The following is a 20,094-nucleotide window of genomic DNA, read 5'->3' on the forward strand; positions in this document are numbered from 1 at the left end:
GACCTGAGCGTTCACGCCCTGACCTGAGCGTTCACGGCCTCGGTGGCAGTGGGGGTCTGGTGCGGTCGGGGATGGCGTCGTGGGAGGGCGGGGTGGCCGCCGGGTGCTCCGAGAGGAGGTCGAGGGCGATGCGGACGGCCTCCTCGAGGCCGGTGAGGCGGCCCTCGGCCCAGTCGAGGGGGGTGCGCAGCGCCTCGACGTCCGGCTCGACGCCGTGGTTCTCGACGGACCAGCCGTACGCGTCGAACCAGGCCGCGTTCATCGGGACGGTGATGACCGTGCCGTCGCCCAGGCGGTGGCGGCCGGTCATGCCGACCACGCCGCCCCAGGTGCGCTGGCCCACCACCGGGCCGAGCTCCAGCAGCTTGAACGCCGCGGTGATCATGTCGCCGTCGGAGGAGGTCGCCTCGTCGGCGACGGCCACCACCGGCCCGCGCGGGGCGTTGGAGGCGTAGGAGACCGGCTCCGCGTGGCGGGTGACGTCCCAGCCGAGGATGGTGCGGGTCAGCTGCTCCACGACGAGTTCGCTGATGTGGCCGCCCGCGTTGCCGCGCACGTCGACGATGAGGGCGGGCCGGGAGACCTCCATCCGCACGTCGCGGCTGAACTGGGCCCAGCCGGAGCCGCCCATGTCGGGGATGTGCAGGTAGCCGCACCGGCCCTCGCTCAGCTCCCGGACGATCTCGCGCCGCTCGGCGACCCAGGTCTGGTAGCGCAGCGGCCGCTCGTCGACCAGCGGCAGCACGGCGACCCGGCGGGTCGGCCCGCCGCCGGGGACGGCGAAGGTGAGCTCCACGGTGGTGTCGCCGGTGCCCGCCAGCAGCGGGAAGGGCCCGGCGGTGACCTCCACCGGGCGGCCGTTCACATGGGTGAGCACCGCGCCCTCGCGGATGCCGGTGCCGGCCAGCGGGGAGCGGGCGCGTGAGTCGGAGGAGTCGCCCGGCAGGATCCGCTTGACCTGCCAGCCGGCCGGGGTGCGCACCAGGTCCGCGCCGAGCAGACCCTGGCGGCGCTGGTAGTGCGGCGGGCCCTCGTTGCGCCGGGCCGGGGTGACGTAGGCGTGCGAGGTGCCCAGTTCGCCCAGCACCTCGCGCAGCAGGTCGGCGAACTCGTCCGGGGTGGCGACCCGCTCGACCAGCGGCCGGTACTGGGCGAGGACCGCGTCCCAGTCGATGCCGCACATGCCGGGGTCCCAGAAGTAGGCGCGGGTGAGCCGCCCCGCCTCCTCGAAGGCCTGCCGCCACTCGGCGCCGGGGTCCACCCGGTGCGAGATGCGCCGCGCGTCGATCCACACCGTGGTGTCCAGGTCGCCGGGCTCGGTGGCGGGCAGCGCCCGCAGCTCGCCGTCCTGGACGACGACCAGCCGGCTGCCGTCGCCGCTGACGCCGAACCACTCCAGGTGGTGGACGAGTTCGGTGCGCCGCGCCTTGGCGATGTTGAAGTGTTCCAGGGAGGGCCGGTCGCTCGGGTCGTCCGGGTTGGCGAAGGTCTCGCCGAGCGCGCCGGAGATCGGCCAGCGCAGCCAGACCAGGCCGCCGCCCGCCACCGGGGTGAGCGAGGAGTACTTGGAGGCGGCCACCGGGAACGGGGTGACCCGGCTCTCCAGCCCCTCCGTCTCGATGGAGACCACGCCGGGCTCGTCGGACCCCTCCAGTTCCAGCCCGCCCGCCGCCGGGCGGCCCTCGGGGGAGAGGGCGAACGGCGACGGCGTGGCGGAGGACAGCGGCACCAGGTAGGGGCGCGAGCCCAGCGGGAACGACAGGTCGCCGGTGTGCACGTCGTACACCGGGTCGAAGCCGCGCCAGGACAGGAAGGCCAGGTAGCGGCCGTCGCTGGTGAAGACCGGGCTCTCGTCCTCGAAGCGGCCGTTGGTGACGTCGACGATCGTCCCGTCCTTGATCCGGGCCAGCTTGATCTTGCGCAGGGTCCGTCCGACGGTCGGGTGCGACCAGGTCAGCCAGCCGCCGTCGGGGGAGAAGGCGAGGTCGCGGACCGGGCCGTTGCCGGAGCGGACGAGTTCGGTGACCGAGCCGTAGGCCTCGGTGTCGGAGCCGGCGTCGTCCGAGACGGTGATCAGCATCAGCCGCCCGTCGTGGGAGGCGACCGCCAGGCGGTTGCCGTCCGGGTCGGCGGTCATCTCCAGGACCCGGCCCAGCCGGCCCGAGGCGAGCCGGTGCGGGGCGCGGTCGCCGGTGGCGCGGGGCAGGTAGGCGATCTCGACGGCGTCCTCGCCCTCGGCGTCGGTCACGTAGGCGATGCGCCCGCTGCCGCCCAGCATCTCCGGCAGCCGCACGCGCACGCCCGGCACGTCGGTGATGGTGCGCGCCGGGCCGTCGCGGTGGGTGAGCCAGTACAGGCTGCCGCGCACCACCACGGCGCTGGCCCGGCCGGTCTCGTCCACCGCGATGCCGCCGACGTGCTGCGCGGCCGGCACCTGGTGGACGCGGCGGCCGGCGCGCGGGCCGGAGGTGCGCACGTCCAGCCTGCGCGGTGCGGAGTCCGCCGCGAGGTCGTCGACGATCCACAGGTCGCCGGCGCACTGGTAGACCACCCGGGTGCCGTCGCCGGAGGCGTGGCGGGCGTAGTACTCGGCGTGGTCGGTGTGGCGGCGCAGGTCGGTGCCGTCGAGGGCACAGGAGTAGAGGTTGCCGACGCCTTCGTGGTCGGAGAGGAAGGCGATCCGGTCGCCGACGAACTGCGGGGAGTCCAGGTGGCCGCCGAGGTCGGCGAGCAGCCGCTGCCCGTCCAGCCACAGGCGTCCGGCGGCGCCGCCGCGGTAGCGCTTCCAGGAGGCCGGCTCGTGCGGAGGCGTGCCGGTGAGCAGGAGGGTGCGCCAGTCGTCGCTGGCCTCGCCCTGGGCGGCGGCCCGGGGGTCGGCGGTGAGGTCGATGTCGGAGACCGGGCCCCAGCGCAGTGGGGCGCCGGGGCCGCCGTCCAGCGGGACGGCGTGGGAGAAGGTGATCGGGAACGGCTGTCCGTGCGAGGAGACGGCGAGGATGTCGCTGCGGCCGCCGAGGTCCGGGTCGGGCGGCGTCCAGCCGCACACCCGGGCGTCCGGGCCGCCCCAGTAGGTCAGCCGGGTCGACTCGCCGCCCTCCACGGGCAGCACGTGGACCTCGGGGACCAGGGTGTGCCAGGAGGTGTAGGCGATCAGCGTGCCGTCCGGCGAGAAGCGGGGGTGGCCGATCTTGGTGCGGTCCGAGGTGAGCCGCCAGGCCCGGCCGCACTCGCCGCCCTTCTCCAAGGGCGCCAGCCAGAGGTCGTCCTCGGCCACGAAGCACAGCAGGTCGCCGCGGATGTGGGGCAGGCGCAAAAAGGTCACCCCACCATGCTTCGGCGGGCCGGGCGGGCGGGCAACTCGGGCGGCGAACGGCCGGTGGGGTCCGGGACGTGGAACGGGCTCGCGTCGGGGCGGGGGAGATCACTAGCGTGCGGTCATGAGCATCGAGCAGCACACGCATGACAGCACCGGGGGCGACGCGGGAGGCGCGGGAGGCGACGCGGGTGGCGGCGCGGAGGCGGCGCACCCCCGGTTCGCGGCCGCGCTGCGGGAACAGGGGCTGGAGGCGCTGCTGGCGGGCGTCCGCCGGTATCCGGACGCGGTGCGGACCGCGGCGGAGGTGGCCGCGGCGGTCGGCTGCGAGCTCTCCCAGATCTGCAAGTCGCTGATCTTCGCCGCCGACGCGGAGCCGGTGCTGGTCCTGATGGACGGGGCCGGGCGGGTCGACGTGGAGGCGGTGCGGCGGGAGCTGGACGCGAAGAAGGTGTCCCGGGCCTCGGCCGCGGCGGTGCGGGAGGCCACCGGTTACGCCATCGGGGGCGTGCCGCCGTTCGGGCACCGGACGCGGACCCGGGTGCTCGCCGACCGCTCGCTGCTGGACCACGAGGTGGTGTGGGCCGCGGCGGGCACGCCGCACAGCGTGTTCCCCGTCGCCCCCGCCGACCTGGTCGCCCTGGCCGGCGCGACGGTCGTCGACGTCCGCGAGCGGGCCGCGGGGCAGGACGCGTGACGCCCCTGGTCATGGCGGCGGTGGTGCTGGCCGCCGTCGCGCACGCCGCGTGGAACGCGCTGGCGCACGGGATCACCGACAAGCTGACCGGCTTCACCCTGATCGCCGGGGGCGGGGCCCTGATCGGTGTCGCCGCGATGCCCTTCGTGCCGGTCCCGGCGGCCGGGGCATGGCCCTACCTGCTGGGTTCCGGCGTGCTGCACGTCGTCTACTACGCGCTGCTGATGCGCTCGTTCAAGCTGGGCGACTTCGGCCAGGCCTATCCGATCGCCCGGGGCACCGCGCCCCTGGTGGTGACGGTGCTGGCGGCCGTCTTCGCCGACGAGGTCCCGGACGGCTGGGCGATGGCGGGCGTGGCGGTGTCCTGCCTGGGCCTGACCGCCGTCGCCCTGTGGGGGCTGCGGGGGAAGCGGCCGGACTGGGCGGCGATCGGCGCGGCCATCGCGACGGGGCTCGCCATCGCGGCGTACACCGTGGTCGACGGGCTGGGCGTACGGGCGGCGCAGTCCGCGCCCGGGTACACCGCGTACCTGATGGCGCTGGGCGGACTCGGCGTCCCGCTGTACGCCGTGTACCGGCTGCGCGGGCGGACGCTCGCGGTGCTGCGGCCGCACGCGGGGCTGGGGCTGCTCGGCGCGGGCCTGTCGGTGGCGGCGTACGGGCTGGTGCTGTGGGCGCAGACGCGGGGGGAGATGGCGCCGATCGCGGCGCTGCGGGAGTCGTCGATCATCGTGGGGGCGGCGATCGGGGCGGTCTTCTTCAAGGAACGGTTCGGGATGCCGCGGGTGCTGGGGGCGGTCCTGATGGTGGCGGGACTGGGGCTGATGCTGCACGCCGGGTGAGAGGGGCGCACGGCCTGACGGCGCGGAAACGCGTTGTCGCGAGGGCCGGGGGCGGTGACATGATCGCCGCATGCTGATGCGTGAGGCGGACCAGGCGGACTGGGCCGGGGTGTGGCCGTTCTTCCGGCGCATCGTGGAGGCCGGGGAGACGTACCCGTACCCGCTGGACCTCGGTGAGGAGGAGGCCCGCGGCTGGTGGTTCCTGCCCGCGCCGGACCGCACGGTCGTCGCCGTCGACGACGGGGGGCGGATCGTCGGCTCCGCGAAGATGAACTGCAACATGTCCCGCACGGGGAACGCCGCGCACATGGCGAGCGCCAGCTTCATGGTGGACCCGGACCACTCGGGCCGCGGGGTCGGCCGCGCGCTGTGCGAGTACGTGATCGCGTGGGCGCGCGAGTCCGGGTTCCGGGCGATCCAGTTCAACGCGGTGGTGGAGACGAACACGCGCGCGGTGAAGCTGTACGAGTCGCTCGGGTTCCGCGTGGTCGGCACCGTCCCGGAGGGCTTCCGTCACCCCGTGCACGGCCTGGTCGGCGTGCACGTGATGCACCTGGCCCTCTAGCCGGAGGCCAGTGACTCCCGGACCGCCCGCACCAGGGCCTGGGCGCGCGGGTCGGCGGTGACCGACTTCAGGAAGCCGTTGGTGACGTAGCCGAAGGCGATCCCGCTCTCCGGGTCGGCGAACCCGAGGGCCCCGCCCCGGCCGGGATGGCCGAAGGAGCCGGGGCCGAGCAGCGGCGAGGCCGGGCTGTGCAGCATGTACCCCGCGCCGAAGCGGGTGTTGACGATCAGCACCCGGTCGGCGCCCACCGAGTGCTCGGTGCGGGCGAGTTCGAGGGTCTGCGGGGTGAACAGCGGGGGACGGCCGTCGAGTCCGCCGGACAGTGCGGCGTAGAAGCGGGACAGCCCCTCCGCCGTGGCGACGCCGCCCGACGCGGGGGACTCGCCGGCCCGGTACGCCGGGTCGTTCTCGTCCACCGCGGGGGAGACCGCGCCGAACGCCCGCCGGGTGAGCGAGCGCGGGTCCGCGTACGCCTGGGACACCTCCCGCTTGGGCCGGGCCTTGATCCCGGCCCCGCCGCCCGTCTCCGGCGCCGGGAGCGGCCCGCAGCGTCCGGCCCGGGGCGCCTCGGCCTGAGGGAGGCCGATCCACAGGTCGGCGCCCGAGGGCCCGGTGACCTCCGCGGCCAGCCAGGCGCCCAGCGACACCCCGGTCACCTGCCGCACCAGCCCGCCGAGCAGCCATCCGTAGGTCTGCGCGTGGTAGCCGTGCGCGGTTCCCGGCTCCCAGGCGGGGGCCTGCGCGGCGATCGCCGCCGCGGTGCGGTCCGGGTCCAGGGACTCGGCGGGGGTCAGCGGGCGGTCCACGGCCGGGACCCCGGCCCGGTGGGCCAGCAGGTGCCGGACGGTGACCCGCTCCTTGCCCGCCGCCTTGAACGCGGGCCAGTACGAGGCCACCGGTTCGTCCAGGCCGAGCAGTCCGCGCTGGTGGAGCAGCAGCACGACGGACGCGGCCACGCCCTTGGTGGCGGACCGCACGATCTGCGCCGTGCCCTGTTCCCAGGGGGCGCCCCCGTCGACGTCCCGGGTGCCGCCCCACAGGTCCACGACCTTGCGGCCGTGCAGGTGGACGGCGACCGCCGCGCCGCGCTCGCCGCGGTGCGTGAAGTTGCGCGCGAAGGCCTCCCGGACCGGGGCGAACCGGTCGGTCACCGTGCCGTCGACGTCCACCTGGTCCACCGTTCCCTCGTCTTCCCGCGACGCCCTGTACGCCCTGGGCGCCCGCACTTCTGTGGCGCGCTGCGCCAACGGGCGCAACAAGCGTGCCACGGCGCCGATTCCGCGCCGCCGCGTGGCGGCGGTCACAGCAGGGGCGCAGGCGCCCCCGCCTCAGCGGGGCGAGGGCGAGAACCCGTACGGCAGCTCCAGCCGGTTCGCCCGCAGCAGCGCCTCGTCGGCCAGCAGCTTCGGCGTCGGCCCGTCCGCCACGATCGTGCCGCCGGACAGGACCAGCGAGCGCGGGCACAGCTCCATCGCGTACGGCAGGTCGTGGGTGACCATCAGGACGGTGACGTCCAGCGAGGTCAGGATCTCGGCGAGTTCACGCCGGGAGGCGGGGTCGAGGTTGGAGGACGGCTCGTCGAGGACGAGGATCTCCGGCTCCATCGCCAGCACCGTGGCCACCGCGACCCGTCGCCGCTGCCCGAACGAGAGGTGGTGCGGGGGCCGGCCGGCGTGCTCGGCCATGCCGACCCGCTCCAGCGCCCGGGTCACCCGGGCCTCCAGTTCCGCGCCGCGCAGCCCGGCGTTGGCCGGGCCGAAGGCGACGTCCTCGCGGACGGTGGGCATGAAGAGCTGGTCGTCGGGGTCCTGGAAGACGATGCCGACCCGCTGCCGGATCTCCGCCATGTGGGGGCGGTCCACGGGCAGACCGGCCACCCGCACACTGCCCGCGCCGGCCGTGAGGATGCCGTTGAGGTGCAGCACCAGGGTGGTCTTCCCGGCGCCGTTGGGGCCCAGCAGCGCGACGCGTTCGCCGCGCTCCAGCGCGAAGTCGACGCCGAACAGGGCCTGGTGGCCGTCCGGGTAGGCGAAGGCGAGGCCGGAGACCTCCAGGGAGTACGTCACGTCGTCCGTGGTCACTGGGTCTGTCACAGGGTCCATCCCAGCAGACACACGGCGAGCGCCGTCACCGGGAGGGTCAGTGCGGACGACCACTGGAGCCGGGTCGCCGCGGACCCGTCGAGCACCGGCATGGCTCCGGTGTAGCCGCGGCTCATCATGGCGAGGTGGACCCGCTCGCCGCGTTCGTAGGTGCGGATGAACAGCGCGCCCGCCGTCCGGGCCAGCACGCCCCAGGCGCGCGGTCCGCGTGCCTGGAAGCCGCGGGACTCGCGGGCGATCCGCATCCGCGTCAGCTCGTCGGCGATGACGTCGCCGTAGCGGAGCATGAACGAGGCGATCTGCACCAGCAGCGGCGGCATCCGCAGCCGTTGCAGGCCGAGCAGCAGGTCGCGCAGCTCGGTGGTGGCGGCCAGCAGGACGGAGGCGGCGACGCCCAGCGTGCCCTTGGCCAGGATGTTCCACGCGCCCCACAGCCCCGAGACGCTGAGGTGTACGCCCAGCACCTCGGTCTGCTCGCCCCGCGCCACGAACGGCAGGAGCAGGGCGAACGCCACGAACGGGACCTCCACGGCCATCCGCCGCAGCGCGAAGCCGGCCGGCACGCGCGCGGCCCGGGCCACCGCCGCGAGCAGCAGCGCGTACCCGGCGAACGCCCACACCGCCTCGCGGGGCGTGGAGACCACCACCACCACGAAGGCGAGGACGGCGACCAGCTTGGTGTGCGCGGGCAGCCGGTGCACCGGCGAGGCGCCGGGCAGGTGCAGCCGGTGCGAGTGTCCGGAGCCCACGCCGGTCAGACCTTCTCGTGGTCGCGGTCGGCGGCGTCCTCGCGGCCGGCGTTCTCGCGGCGGCGCACCACCACGAAGACGCCGGTGCCCGCGGCCGCGGTGACGCCCACGCCGATGACGCCGGCCAGGCCGCCGGACAGCCGGGCGTCGTCCACGCCGCTGACGCCGTAGTCGGCCAGCGGTCCGTCGGCGACGGCGTGCTCCTCGGCCTTCTTGTCGATGCCCTTGTCGGCGGCGACCTTCTCCAGGCCGTCGGGGGAGGCGGAGGCGTAGAAGCTGACGAACCCGGCCAGCACCAGCGAGGCGGTCAGGCCGCCGAGCCACACCGCCCGCGAGGAGCGCGGCGCGGACGCGGGCGCGGTGGTCGCGGCGGGGGCGGGCGCGTCGACCAGCTCGCCGTTCACCTTGAGCTTCAGCGGGCGGTGCAGCCCGCGCGCGCCGTGCACCAGGTCGGGGCGGACGGCGATCACGGCGCCGACGGTCAGGGCGGTGATGACGCCCTCGCCGATGCCGATGAGCACGTGCACGCCGCCCATCGCGGCGGCGACGGAGCCGATCGGCACGTCGGTGGTGCCGCCGATCGCGTACAGCAGGGTGAAGAACAGCGCGGCCGCCGGCACCGACACCAGCGCGGCCGCGAAGGCCGAGGCGGTGACGGTGGAACGCCCGGCGGGCAGCACCCGCAGCAGGGTGCGGAAGACCAGGTGGGCCACGACCACGGTGATCAGGGCCATGCAGGTGATGTTCGTGCCCAGCGCGGTGAGACCGCCGTCGGCGAAGAGGATCGCCTGGAGCAGCAGCACCACGGAGACGCACAGGACGCCGGTGAACGGGCCCACCAGGATCGCGGCGAGCGCGCCGCCCAGCAGGTGCCCACTGGTTCCGGCGGCGACCGGGAAGTTCAGCATCTGCACGGCGAAGATGAACGCGGCGGTCAGGCCGGCGAGCGGCGCGGTGCGCTCCGCTCCCATGGCGGCCGGGCCCGCGGGGCCGGTCACGGAGCCCGCGAGTTCGCGGCGGGCGCCGCGCAGCGACACGGCTACGGCCGCGGCGGCTATCGCGCCGGTGGCGACGGAGGTGGGGGCGTCGAGGAAGCCATCAGGAACATGCACTGTTCGATGGTGCCGCTAGTTGCAACTTCTTTGCAAGAAGGCGGCCGGCCCCGATGGGCGGGAAAGCGGAAAAACTGGGACATTGTGTGAGTGTCCGCGATCGAACAGTACACACGAGCGCACGTCCTGACCGCGACGCAGGAGGACGGGGGCGGCCGGGTCCCCGCGATGCTGCGGCACGAGCCCGGGGCGTCCGAGGTGACGATCCGCCTGGCGGCCCCCACGCCGCGGGAGTGGCGGGTGGACCGCGCGTTGCTGGAGCGGGGCGTGTGCAGCCCGGCCCGCGGCGCGGAGGCGGAAGGGGTCAGGGTGTGGCCCTGCGGCCGCGCCGCCACGGTGGTGGAACTTCCGGGTGAGCAGGGCGTGGTGGTGGCCCAGTTCGACACCACGGCGCTGCTGCGCTTCCTCGGCCGCATCCACGCCGCGGCCACCGGCGCGCCGACCCCCGCCCCGACGGGGGCCACGTTCCCCGCCGTCCCGGTCACCGCCGCGACGCCCGTCGCTCCGGCCGGTGCCGCCGCTGCCCCAGCCTCGGCCTTCGCCCCCGCGACGCCGGTCGCCCCGGCTGCCGCTGCCGCTGCCGCTTCCGTCGATCAGGCCTCCGCGGCTGCGCAAGCCTCGCCGGCCTCCGCGGCTCCTGCCGCTGCCCCCGCCTCCGCGAGCGCACCGCGTGCGACCGCACCGCCCGCCGCGGGACGGCGGGCCACCCGGAAGGGTGTACGCGTCACCCGTACGGGTGTGTCAGCCAAAGCCGGGCCGAAGCCGGTGACCGCCGCGCCCCCGGAGGGCGTGACGGTGAGGGGTGCGGGCGCGGCGGCCACCCGGCGGAACTGACCGGAGCGGTGACGCCGGGCGGCCGCGGAGCGACCGCCGCGCGCAGGGATCAGCCCGTGGCGCCGAGGAGGGCGGCGACGATCGGCCCCGCGTTCTCGCCGCCGTGGCCGCTCTCCCGCACCACCGCGGCCGCCGCGTAGTCACCCCGGTACGCGGTGAACCACCCGTTCGGCTTGTCCTGGCCGTCGACCTCCGCCGTGCCGGTCTTCGCGCCGTAGGAGGGGCCGAGCCCGGCCATCGCCTCCGCCGCCGTGCCCGCCTGCGCGGTGTACCGCATCAGCTCCCGCAGCTGGCCCAGCGCCGCGGAGCTCATGCTCCGCGAGGCCTTGGCCAGGACGCGGTCGTCCACCGTGGGCGGCACCAGGTACGGCTGGTGGAACGAGCCGGCCGACACGGTCGCCGAGACCGAGGCCATGTTGAGCGGGTTCATCCGCACGCCGCCCTGGCCTATCAGCGACGCGGCCTTGGGCGCGGCGGACTGCACCGGGACCCCGCCGTCGAAGGTGGAGACGCCCACCGACCAGTTGTTCAGCCCCAGGCCGAAGACCTGCTGGGCCTCCCGCGTCAGCGCGTCGTCGGACAGTTCCTCCGCCTGGCTGATGAAGGCGGTGTTGCAGGAGCGGGCGAAGCTCGCCTTGAAGGTGGCGTTCTTCATCGCGAACTTGTCGTCGTTCTGGAACTTCCACCCGCCGTACGAGGAGTACTTGGGGCACGGGTGCTCACGGTCGTTGGCGGCGAGACCCTTCTCCAGCAGCAGCGCCGAGGAGATCACCTTCATGGTGGAGCCGGGGGCCAGGGAGCCCTGGAAGGCCGTGTTGAGGCCCGGCTCGGCGTTGGCGGCGGCGAGTATCTCGCCGGTGGAGGCGCGCAGCAGCACCACCGAGGACAGCGGTTTGGCGGCGACCTTCTCCTCCGCCAGCTTCTGCAGCCCCGGGTGGAGGGTGGTCCGCACCTCGCCCGGCGTGGCCTCGGCCAGCCGCAGCAGCTCCCGCCCCTCGGCCTTCTTCGCGTCCTTCCCGCTCCTGGCGTCCTTCTTCCCGCCCGGCGGGGTGTCGCCGTTCTTCCCGGCGGCTTCCGCCACCTCGGCCGGCACGGCGCGCAGGGCGATCGCACCGGTGCCGCCGGACTTCTTGCCGTACTTCTCCGCGAGGCTCTTCAGCATCGGCGCGACCGACGGGTAGGCGTCGGCGGTCAGCTCTCCGCCGTCGCGGTCGAGCGCCTTGACCGGCGCGGTGCCCGCCTCCCCGGTGAGCAGCCGCTCGTCGTCCTTGAGTTCCGGATGGAGGACCGAGGGGCGCCACCGGACGACCGGCTCGCCGTCCGCGGCGCGGCGGACCACCGTGAGGGCGCTGTCGTAGGCCAGCGGCTTGCTCAGCTTCTCGTGGACGACGGTGGCCTTCACCGCGAAGGTGAGGCCCTCGCCCTTGGGCCGGCCGGCGGTGAAGGCGGCCTCGGTGATCCGGGCCTGTTCCGTCCATCCGGCCAGGTGGACGCGGGCGGCCGCCGGGTCGGAGGTGGCCTTGGCGGCCCGGGCGACGTCGCCCTGCTGCCAGGCGGCCAGGAACGTCTCCGCCGCGGCCGAGACGTCGGCGGCGGTCAGCGGCTCCTTGCGCCGGTCCTCCGCGGTCTGCACCGAACCCGCGGCGGAGGCGCCGTCGCCGAACATGACGTAACCGCCGGTGCCCAGGGCCGCCACGGCCGCGGCGACCACCAGGCCGGTCAGGGCGGGCCGACGGCCGAGGCCCCGGCGCTCGGGGACGCGCCTTCTCTTGCCCACGGTCTTCTCCTCCGGAGATGGATTCCTGTCCTGGCCGGAGGAGCCGGCCGGAGCGGTTCTGGAGCGGTTGCGGTGCGCGGAACGTGCGGCGTGCGGTGCCCATGTTCTCAGCGAGGACGGACATCGCGGGAGGGGGGCGGTGAATTGCCCTCCCGCGCGGCCCCACTCTCCTCCGGGCGGCCCCGGCGAGCGCAGGTCAGGGCGTGTCCACCGGAGAGCGAAGTGACGGTGGTCACCCCGTTGCGCCCGGCGGTCACCCCGCCGCGCGCAGCACCGCCGCCACGACCGGACCCGCCGCCTCGCCACCGCGACCGCCCTGCTGCGCCACGGCCGCCGCGGCGACGTCGCCCCGGTATCCGGCGAACCAGCTGTTGGGGAGCTCCTGCCCGTCGACCTCCGCCGACCCGGTCTTCGCGCCGATGTCGCCGCCCAGGCCGGCCATGGCCGCGCGCCCCGAACCCTGGGTGGCGGTCAGGTACATCATCTGCCGCAGCTGCGCGGAGACCGCCGGGGCCAGCCCGCGGGCGGTGGCGAACTTCCGTCCGTCGGCCTTGGCCGGGACGAGGAAGGGCTGCTTGAACACGCCGGTCTTCGCGGTGGCGGTGATCGAGGCGACGTTCAGCGGGCTGAGCTGCACCTGGCCCTGGCCGATCGCGTTGGCCGCCCGGTCGGGGCCGCCGGAGGGCGGGACGCTGCCGTCGAAGGAGACGACGCCGGTCTTCCAGTCGTCGCGGCCGAGGCCGAACCGCTCCTGGGCGACGCCGGTGAGGGACTCGTCGTCCACCTCGTCGATCAGCTTGACGAAGGCGGTGTTGCAGGACCGGGCGAAGCTGTCGGCCAGGTTCGCGCCCTCGTTGGGGGTGACCCCGGGGGCGTTGTGGAAGGTCTGGCTCTGCCAGGTCGCCGTCGGCGTGCAGGGGGCTGGGCGGTTCGCCGCGGTGACGCCCTTCTCGATGTACATCGCCGCGGTGACGATCTTCATCGTGGAACCCGGCGCCAGCCGGCCCTGGAACGCGGCGTTGAAGCCGTCCGAGCGGTGGTTGGCCACCGCCAGCACCTCGCCGGTGCTGGGCTTCAGCGCGACCACGGAGGATTCGGGGTACTTCTCCACCGCCTTCTCCGCCGCCGCCTGGGCGCCGGCGGACAGGGTGGTGCGGACCTTGCCGGCCTTGCCCTTCGCCAGGGTCACCAGGGTGGTGTCGGGAGTGTCCGGTTCCGTGTGCCGGATCACCAGCTCCAGCGAGGGGCTGCCGCCCGCCGCCTCGCCGTAACGTTCCCGCAGCTCGTCCAGGACCGGGCCGAGCGAGGGGTACCTCTCGGCGTCGAGCACCTTGCCGTCGCGGTCCAGGAGTTCCACCGCCGGGACGTCGGACGGCCCGGCCACCAGGGTGTCACCGGCCTTCAGCTGCGGGTGGGCGACCGTCGGCTCCCAGTCGACCAGCGGCTTGGCGGTGGTGCGCCCGCGTACCACGGTCAGCTCGCTGTCCCAGGCGAGCGGCTTGCTCTTCCCGTCCACGCTCACGGTCGCCTTCACCGAGAACGGCACGGTGGTGCCCCGCGCCTTTCCGGGCGTGATCCTGACCTTGCCCATCCCGCCCTGCTCGGCCATACCGGTCAGCAGGGCGCCCGCCGACGCCTCGTCGTCGGTGACGGCGGCCGCGGCGTGTCCCTCGCCCTTCTCCCAGGCGGCGAAGAACGCGGACGACGCCTCCTCGACGTCCTCCGCCTCCAGCGGGTCGTCCGGGCTCGCCGCCATCACGCCGATCCCGTCGCCGCCGCCGAAGGCCGACAGGATGTTGTACGCCCCGTATCCGGCCCCGCCCAGCAGTACGGCGCACGCCGTGCCCACCACGGCGACCTTCGCTCCCCTGCGCATTCGCGTCCCCTCCCCAGGTGCCCACGCGATCGTTGGCATGTACATAGACGCCTGGGGCCGGTGGGACGGTTGCCCTCCGAGGGCGAGAATTTGAGCAGTCGCTCAGTTTCCGGCTTTCCGGCTGATTCCTGTGAGCCTCAGTAGCCGAAGGCGCGTGCGGTGTTGGCGGCGATCGCCTCGCAGAGGGCGTCCTCGGGCATGTCCCGCACCTGCGCCATCGCCCGGACGGTGACCGGGATCAGGTAGGGCGCGTTGGGCCGGCCCCGCCACGGCGCCGGGGTCAGGAACGGCGCGTCGGTCTCGACCAGCAGCAGCTCCGCGGGGGCGACGGCGACCGCCTCCCGCAGGTTCTGGGCGTTCTTGAAGGTGACGTTGCCGGCGAAGGACATGTAGTAGCCCTCGCGGGCACAGATCTCCGCCATCTCCGCGTCGCCCGAGTAACAGTGGAAGACGGTCCGCTCCGGGGCGCCCTCCTCCTTCAGCACCCGCAGCACGTCCTCGTGCGCGTCCCGGTCGTGGATGACCAGCGCCTTGCCGTGCCGCTTGGCGATCTCGATGTGGGCGCGGAAGGACCGCTCCTGCGCCGCGCGGCCCTCGTCGCCGGTGCGGAAGTAGTCCAGACCGGTCTCGCCGACGCCCTTGACCTGCTCCAGCGCCGCCAGCGCGTCGATCTCCGCGAGCTGCTCGTCCAGCGCCGCCTCCCCGCCCGGCACCCGGGCGCCCTGCCGGGACCAGCCGTCCGGGTCGCCCAGCACGATCCGCGGCGCCTCGTTGGGGTGCAGGGCGACGGCCGCGTGGACGTCCCCGTACGCGGCGGCGGTCTCGGCGGCCCAGCGCGAGCCCTTCAGGTCGCACCCGACCTGCACCAGCGTGCTCACCCCGACGGCGGCCGCGGCGGCCAGGGCCTCCTCGACGGTGCCGGACTGCATGTCCAGGTGGGTGTGCGAGTCGGCGACCGGAACCCGCAGCGGCTCGGGCGGCGGCGGGGCTTCGGCGTTGTTCTTCGACGGCATACGACCGATCCTACGAACGCCGGCGGACGCGGCGGCACCGCGGGCTCAGGTGGACCCGGGTGGGTTCAGGACGCCGACCGGTGCCACCAGTGGTGCCCGTGGGCCGGCTCGCGGTGCGAACCCGCCAGCAGTTCCTGGAACAGGTGCACCTGTCCGGGCCGCATGATCCGCACGACGTGGCTGCCGCAGTTCAGGCAGGTCGGCCTGGACAACGGCGAGGGCACCGTCTCCCCGCCGGTCCGGTAGGTCACGAAGGCGGTGCCGTCGGAACGCAGACGGTGCTGGATCTCGTAGTCCTGCTCCCAGCCGTACCCGCACCGCATGCAGGCGAAGGAGTAGGCCTCGTGCGCGCGTTCAGGTTCGGGGATGCTCATGCCGGCTCCTTCCGCAGCCTCGGCATGTCCTCTACCAGGCTATGCCCGTCGGGGGCGACGTGCGCCCTGTGACGGATGGTGGCCGTCCTCGGCAACGCAGCCCGCGGGATGCCGTCCACGGGAGGAACGACGATCTGTCCACGAGCCGTACGACGTCGCCGTCGACCTGACGGCGGTCGACCGGCTTTGACCCGTCAGAGGACGGTCGCCCCCGGCGCGGGCGAGGTCGCGACGCGGACGGTGCGGCAGGTGCCGGAGGCGGCGAGGGCGTCGGCGATCCGGGCGGCCGAGGCGGCGTCGCGGGCCAGGTGGGCGGTGGTGGGGCCGGAGCCCGACACCAGGGCGGCGGCCGCTCCTGCCTCGCGCCCCGCCTCGAGGGTGCGGGCCAGCTCCGGGAAGAGGGACAGCGCGGCCGGCTCCAGGTCGTTGACGACCGCCCCCGCCAGCGCGTCCACGTCGCCCTTGGCCAGGGCCGCGAGCAGCGGCTCGCTCGCCACCGGCTCGGCGACGGCGACGCCCTCGGTGAGGCGGTCGAACTCGCGGAACACGGCGGGCGTCGACAGACCCCGGGTGGCCATCGCGAACACCCAGTGGAAGTCGCCGCCCACCTCCAGCGGCGTCAGCAGCTCGCCGCGGCCGACGCCCAGCGCGGCCCCGCCCACCAGGGAGAACGGCACGTCGCTGCCGAGCTCCGCGCAGATCTCCAGCAGCTCCTCGCGGGAGGCTCCGGCCTCCCACAGCGCGTCGCAGGCGAGCAGCGCGCCCGCGCCGTCCGCGCTGCCGCCGGCCATGCCGCCGGCCACCGGAATGTCCTTGTCGATGTGGACGTGCACGGCCGCGTCCCGGCCGGTGCGCCCGCGGCGCGCGGCCAGCGCCGCCGCCGCGCGGGCCGCCAGGTTCGTGGCGTCCAGCGGCACCTGGTCCGCGTCCGGCCCCGAGCAGGTGACGCGGAGCTCGTCGGCGGGCGTGACCGTCACCCGGTCGTACAGCCCGACGGCGAGGAAGACGTTGGCCAGCGGATGGAACCCGTCCGGCCGTGCCGCGCCCACCGCGAGCTGGACGTTGACCTTGGCGGGGACGCGGACGGTGACGCTCCTGCTCACGCCTGGGAGTCCTTCTGCTCGGCGGTGTCACGGGCGGCGGTGTCACGGACGGCGGTGTCACGGACCGTGGTGTCACCAGCCGCGGCGCCGCGGTTCTCGGCGATGCGCGCGAACTCGTGCACGGTGAGCGCCTCGCCGCGGGCCTGCGGCGACACCCCGGCGGCGACCAGCGCGGCCTCCGCCGCGGCGGCCGAGCCGGCCCATCCGGCCAGCGCCGCCCGCAGCGTCTTGCGGCGCTGCGCGAACGCGGCGTCGACCACCGCGAACACCTCCTGCCGGGTCGCGGAGGTGGCGATCGGCTCGGTGCGGCGGACCAGCGAGACCAGGCCGCTGTCCACGTTGGGGGCCGGCCAGAACACGTTCCGCCCGATCGAACCGGCGCGCTTCACCTCGGCGTACCAGTTGGCCTTCACCGACGGCACGCCGTAGACCTTGTTGCCCGGGCCCGCGGCCAGCCGGTCGGCGACCTCGGCCTGCACCATCACCAGCGTGCGCTCGATGCTCGGGAACGTCTCCAGCATGTGCAGCAGCACCGGCACCGCCACGTTGTACGGCAGGTTCGCCACCAGCGCCGTCGGGGCCGGGCCGGGCAGCTCGCGCACCTGCATCGCGTCGCGGTGCACCAGCGCGAACCGCTCGGCGCGCTCCGGCATCCGCGCGGCGATCGTCGCGGGCAGCGCGGAGGCCAGCACGTCGTCGATCTCCACGGCGGTGACCCGGTCGGCCACCTCCAGCAGGGCCAGCGTCAGCGAGCCCAGGCCGGGGCCGACCTCCACCACGGTGTCCTCGGGGCGGACCTCGGCGGTGCGGACGATACGGCGCACGGTGTTGGCGTCGATCACGAAGTTCTGGCCGCGCTGCTTGGTGGGGCGGACCCCGAGGGCGGCGGCGAGTTCGCGTACGTCGGCGGGACCGAGAAGGGCGTCGGCGGGAGTGGGGCTGGTCACGGCAACCAGCGTACGTTGCCCCGGCCGCCCCTCCCGCCGCAGCCGCCCTGGACGGGCGCCCCCGGACGGGGCGCCGTCACACCCAGGTGTCCAGCCACATCCGGGTCTGCCACTCCTCCAGCGGAATCGGCGCGCCGGTGAGGATCGGCAGGAAGTGCACGAAGTTCCACAGCACCAGCAGCACCAGCAGCCCCAGCGCGGAGATGCCCGCCACCCGCCGCATCTCCCCGGCGTCCGGCCGCCCCAGCAGCGCCCCCGCCGTCATCGCCAGCGCCAGGCACAGGAACGGCACGAAGACCACCGCGTAGAACAGGAAGATCGTGCGCTCCTGGTACATGAACCACGGCAGGTAGCCCGCCGCGACACCGCACAGGATGCCGCCGGCCCGCCAGTCGCGGCGCAGCGCCCAGCGCCACAGCACGTACAGCAGCGCCAGGCAGCCCGCCCACCACAGCATCGGCGTGCCGATGGCCAGCACCTCGCGGGAGCACTTGTCCACCACGTCGACCGGACAGCCGTCCTGGCCGGAGCCGGGCGACTCGTAGAAGTAGGAGACCGGGCGGCCCATCACCAGCCACGACCACGGGTTGGACTCGTAGGTGTGCGGCGAGGTCAGCTCCACGTGGAACTTCCACACCTGCGTCTCGTAGTGCCACAGGCTCGGCAGCCAGTCCAGGAACCCCCAGGTGTCGCCCTTGCCCTCGGTCAGCGCCCAGTTGCGGTAGTAGCCGCCGGTGCCGTCGTTGGGGGAGAGGATCCAGCCCGTCCACGACGCCAGGTAGGTGACGGCCGCGACCGGCACCGTCGTGAGGAACGCCGGGAGCACGTCCCGCTGGAGCACCGCCAGGTGCGGGTGCCGGGCCCCGGCCGTGCGGCGCGCGCCCACGTCCCAGAGCACGGTCAGCAGACCGAACGCCGCGAGGACCGGCAGACCGCTCCACTTGGTGCCGATCGCCAGGCCCATCATCAGACCGGCCGCCCACCGCCAGGGCCGCGCCCCGAGCCGCAGCGTCCGCGCGATCTCCGCGTCGGGACGCACCAGGCCGCTTCCGTCCACCGGCAGCGCCGCCGCGAGTCTGGCCCGCGCCCGGTCCCGGTCGACCACCAGGCAGCCGAACGCGGCCACCACGAAGAACATCAGCACGCCGTCCAGCAGCGCGGTGCGGCTCATCACGAAGTGCAGGCCGTCCACCGCCAGCAGCAGACCGGCCAGGCACCCCAGGAACGTCGAGCGGAACATCCGGCGGCCGATCCGGCACACCAGCAGCACCGACACGGTGCCGAGCACCGCCGTCATGAACCGCCAGCCGAACGGGTTCAGCCCCCACATCAGCTCGCCCAGCCCGATGACGTACTTGCCGACCGGCGGATGCACCACGTAGGCCGCGTCGGTGGGCAGCGGCACGTCCCCGAACCGCTCGATGATCTGCTTGTCGACGTCCTTGGGCCAGCTCAGCTCGAAGCCCCGGTGGACCAGCGCCCACGCGTCCTTCGCGTAGTACGTCTCGTCGAACATCACCGCCCGGGGGCTGCCGAGGTCCCGGAAGCGCAGCAGGCCGGCGACCAGGGTCACCAGCAGCGGCCCCACCCAACCGTTCCAGCGGGCCAGGACGTCGCCCAGGGCGGGCGGGATCCGCAGCGTCTCCCACAGGCGCGGGCCGGGCGACATGAACGGGGGCACCAGCCGGCTGCGGACGTCGTCCGGAGACGGCGCGGCCGCCTCCTTCAGGAGCAGCGGCGGGGCCGGCCGGGGATCCGTGTCGGTCGGGGTACTGGTCACCGCGCCATCGTAGGGAACAGGGCGGTGCGTGGGGCAGTGTTGGACGGCTGCGACGATGGAATGGTGACCGATACGTCTTCCGTGCCGCCTTCCTCCGCCGCCTCCGACGCCCCGCGCGCCGCGTCCCCCGCCCCCGGGAGCGGTGTGCTCGTGCTCGCCGGGACGCCCATCGGGGACGTGGCGGACGCCCCGCCGCGCCTCGCCCAGGAGCTCGCCACGGCGGACGTCGTCGCCGCCGAGGACACCCGCCGGCTGCGCCGCCTCACCCAGGCGCTCGGGGTGCGCACCGAGGGGCGGGTCGTCTCCTACTTCGAGGGCAACGAGACCGCCCGCACGCCCGAGCTGGTGGAGGCGCTGCGGGGCGGGGCGCGGGTGCTGCTGGTGACCGACGCGGGCATGCCGTCGGTCTCCGACCCCGGGTACCGGCTGGTCGCCGCGGCCGTCGAGCACGACATCAAGGTCACCGCCGTGCCGGGGCCGTCGGCGGTGCTGACCGCGCTGGCGCTGTCCGGGCTGCCGGTGGACCGGTTCTGCTTCGAGGGATTCCTGCCGCGCAAGGCGGGCGAGCGGCTGGGGCGGCTGCGGGAGGTCGCCGGGGAGCGGCGCACCCTCGTCTACTTCGAGGCGCCGCACCGGCTGGACGACACGCTCGAGGCGATGGCCGAGGTGTTCGGCGCGGACCGGCGGGCCGCGGTCTGCCGGGAGCTCACCAAGACGTACGAGGAGGTCCGGCGCGGCGGGCTCGGCGAGCTGGCCGCCTGGGCGAAGGAGGGCGTGCGGGGCGAGATCACCGTGGTCGTCGAGGGCGCGCCCGAGCCGGCGCCGGGGGACGTCGACGCGGAGGAGCTGGTCCGGCGGGTGCGGGTGCGGGAGGAGGCGGGGGAGCGGCGCAAGGAGGCGATCGCGGCGGTCGCGGCGGAGGCGGGTCTCCCGAAGCGGGACGTCTTCGACGCGGTCGTCGCCGCGAAGAACGCCTCCCGCTGACCACGTGAGGCCCCGCGCACGGGGGC

General features: G+C 74.7%; 17 protein-coding genes. 5 read left to right on the forward strand and 12 right to left on the reverse strand.

Translation table 11 applies throughout. The features are described from left to right. Positions 1-31 precede the first annotated feature (31 nt). Entirely contained in the window at positions 32-3,322 is a 3,291-nt protein-coding gene (locus tag ABT026_RS08705; RefSeq protein ID WP_351113390.1) for a S41 family peptidase, read from the reverse strand. A 115-nt stretch (positions 3,323-3,437) separates the two neighbouring features. On the opposite strand from ABT026_RS08705, the gene ABT026_RS08710 reads away from it, so the two are divergent. The 3 genes from ABT026_RS08710 (at position 3,438) to ABT026_RS08720 (ending at position 5,417) form a co-directional block, all read left to right on the forward strand. Further along, positions 3,438-4,010 (forward strand): YbaK/EbsC family protein, encoded by a 573-nt coding sequence (locus ABT026_RS08710; RefSeq protein ID WP_351113391.1) that lies wholly within the window; start codon positions 3,438-3,440, stop codon positions 4,008-4,010. Then, positions 4,007-4,852: an EamA family transporter gene (locus ABT026_RS08715; protein ID WP_351113392.1), complete on the forward strand. Its 846-nt coding sequence runs from the start codon at positions 4,007-4,009 to the stop codon at positions 4,850-4,852. The genes ABT026_RS08710 and ABT026_RS08715 overlap by 4 nt, the downstream gene beginning before the upstream one ends. A 76-nt stretch (positions 4,853-4,928) precedes the next feature. Next, entirely contained in the window at positions 4,929-5,417 is a 489-nt protein-coding gene (locus ABT026_RS08720; protein ID WP_502967932.1) for a GNAT family N-acetyltransferase, read from the forward strand. Here the strand turns inward: ABT026_RS08720 and ABT026_RS08725 are convergent. The 4 genes from ABT026_RS08725 to ABT026_RS08740 all read right to left on the reverse strand — a co-directional run bounded on the left by ABT026_RS08725 (position 5,414) and on the right by ABT026_RS08740 (position 9,380). Then, positions 5,414-6,586: a serine hydrolase domain-containing protein gene (locus tag ABT026_RS08725; protein ID WP_351113524.1), complete on the reverse strand. Its 1,173-nt coding sequence runs from the start codon at positions 6,584-6,586 to the stop codon at positions 5,414-5,416. The two genes, ABT026_RS08720 and ABT026_RS08725, sit on opposite strands and share 4 nt — an antisense overlap. Positions 6,587-6,745: 159 nt before the next feature. Then, positions 6,746-7,519, reverse strand: coding sequence for an energy-coupling factor ABC transporter ATP-binding protein (locus ABT026_RS08730; RefSeq protein ID WP_351113394.1), 774 nt, complete (start codon positions 7,517-7,519; stop codon positions 6,746-6,748). Beyond that, entirely contained in the window at positions 7,507-8,268 is a 762-nt protein-coding gene (cbiQ, locus tag ABT026_RS08735) for a cobalt ECF transporter T component CbiQ (protein WP_351113395.1), read from the reverse strand. The genes ABT026_RS08730 and cbiQ overlap by 13 nt, the downstream gene beginning before the upstream one ends. Before the next feature lie 5 nt (positions 8,269-8,273). Next, a complete protein-coding gene (locus ABT026_RS08740) occupies positions 8,274-9,380 on the reverse strand; it encodes an energy-coupling factor ABC transporter permease (protein WP_351113396.1) in 1,107 nt (368 codons plus the stop codon). Positions 9,381-9,470: 90 nt separating this feature from the next. Between ABT026_RS08740 and ABT026_RS08745 the strand changes: the two genes are divergently transcribed. Continuing rightward, on the forward strand, positions 9,471-10,214 hold the full coding sequence (locus tag ABT026_RS08745; protein WP_351113397.1) for an SsgA family sporulation/cell division regulator: 744 nt from the start codon (positions 9,471-9,473) through the stop codon (positions 10,212-10,214). Positions 10,215-10,263: 49 nt separating this feature from the next. Here the strand turns inward: ABT026_RS08745 and ABT026_RS08750 are convergent, their stop codons facing one another. From ABT026_RS08750 to ABT026_RS08780, 7 genes are all read right to left on the reverse strand, one after another. Continuing rightward, positions 10,264-11,991 (reverse strand): penicillin-binding transpeptidase domain-containing protein, encoded by a 1,728-nt coding sequence (locus tag ABT026_RS08750; RefSeq protein WP_351113398.1) that lies wholly within the window; start codon positions 11,989-11,991, stop codon positions 10,264-10,266. A 253-nt stretch (positions 11,992-12,244) separates the two neighbouring features. Next, positions 12,245-13,867 carry a penicillin-binding transpeptidase domain-containing protein gene (locus ABT026_RS08755; protein ID WP_351113399.1) on the reverse strand — a complete coding sequence of 541 codons (1,623 nt, stop codon included), beginning with the start codon at positions 13,865-13,867 and terminating at the stop codon, positions 12,245-12,247. A 137-nt stretch (positions 13,868-14,004) separates the two neighbouring features. Further along, entirely contained in the window at positions 14,005-14,880 is an 876-nt protein-coding gene (locus ABT026_RS08760) for a TatD family hydrolase (protein ID WP_351113400.1), read from the reverse strand. A gap of 65 nt (positions 14,881-14,945) precedes the next feature. Beyond that, positions 14,946-15,254, reverse strand: coding sequence for a hypothetical protein (locus ABT026_RS08765; RefSeq protein ID WP_351113401.1), 309 nt, complete (start codon positions 15,252-15,254; stop codon positions 14,946-14,948). 194 nt (positions 15,255-15,448) lie between these two features. Further along, the gene (locus tag ABT026_RS08770; protein ID WP_351113402.1) at positions 15,449-16,357 is read right to left on the reverse strand and encodes a 4-(cytidine 5'-diphospho)-2-C-methyl-D-erythritol kinase; all 909 of its coding nucleotides are present in this window, start codon (positions 16,355-16,357) and stop codon (positions 15,449-15,451) included. Further along, on the reverse strand, positions 16,354-17,304 hold the full coding sequence (rsmA, locus tag ABT026_RS08775) for a 16S rRNA (adenine(1518)-N(6)/adenine(1519)-N(6))-dimethyltransferase RsmA (RefSeq protein WP_351113403.1): 951 nt from the start codon (positions 17,302-17,304) through the stop codon (positions 16,354-16,356). Before rsmA ends, ABT026_RS08770 begins: the two co-directional genes overlap by 4 nt. Positions 17,305-17,380: 76 nt before the next feature. Beyond that, on the reverse strand, positions 17,381-19,084 hold the full coding sequence (locus ABT026_RS08780; RefSeq protein ID WP_502967925.1) for a dolichyl-phosphate-mannose--protein mannosyltransferase: 1,704 nt from the start codon (positions 19,082-19,084) through the stop codon (positions 17,381-17,383). 81 nt (positions 19,085-19,165) lie between these two features. Between ABT026_RS08780 and rsmI the strand changes: the two genes are divergently transcribed. Next, complete coding sequence (rsmI, locus tag ABT026_RS08785) at positions 19,166-20,068, forward strand: 16S rRNA (cytidine(1402)-2'-O)-methyltransferase (protein WP_351113526.1); 903 nt, start codon at positions 19,166-19,168, stop codon at positions 20,066-20,068. Positions 20,069-20,094 lie beyond the last annotated feature (26 nt).

It is taken from the genome of Streptomyces sp. NPDC002734 (genome assembly GCF_040295685.1).
Taxonomy (GTDB): Bacteria; Actinomycetota; Actinomycetes; order Streptomycetales; family Streptomycetaceae; genus Streptomyces.

Bases quoted from the DNA above. Each gene is read 5' to 3' on its own strand.
- ABT026_RS08710 (WP_351113391.1), top strand. From the start codon at position 3,438: ATGAGCATCGAGCAGCACACGCATGACAGCACCGGGGGCGACGCGGGA.
- ABT026_RS08720 (WP_502967932.1), top strand. From the start codon at position 4,929: ATGCGTGAGGCGGACCAGGCGGACTGGGCCGGGGTGTGGCCGTTCTTC.
- ABT026_RS08730 (WP_351113394.1), bottom strand. From the start codon at position 7,519: ATGGACCCTGTGACAGACCCAGTGACCACGGACGACGTGACGTACTCC.
- ABT026_RS08755 (WP_351113399.1), bottom strand. From the start codon at position 13,867: ATGCGCAGGGGAGCGAAGGTCGCCGTGGTGGGCACGGCGTGCGCCGTA.
- ABT026_RS08760 (WP_351113400.1), bottom strand. From the start codon at position 14,880: ATGCCGTCGAAGAACAACGCCGAAGCCCCGCCGCCGCCCGAGCCGCTG.
- ABT026_RS08765 (WP_351113401.1), bottom strand. From the start codon at position 15,254: ATGAGCATCCCCGAACCTGAACGCGCGCACGAGGCCTACTCCTTCGCC.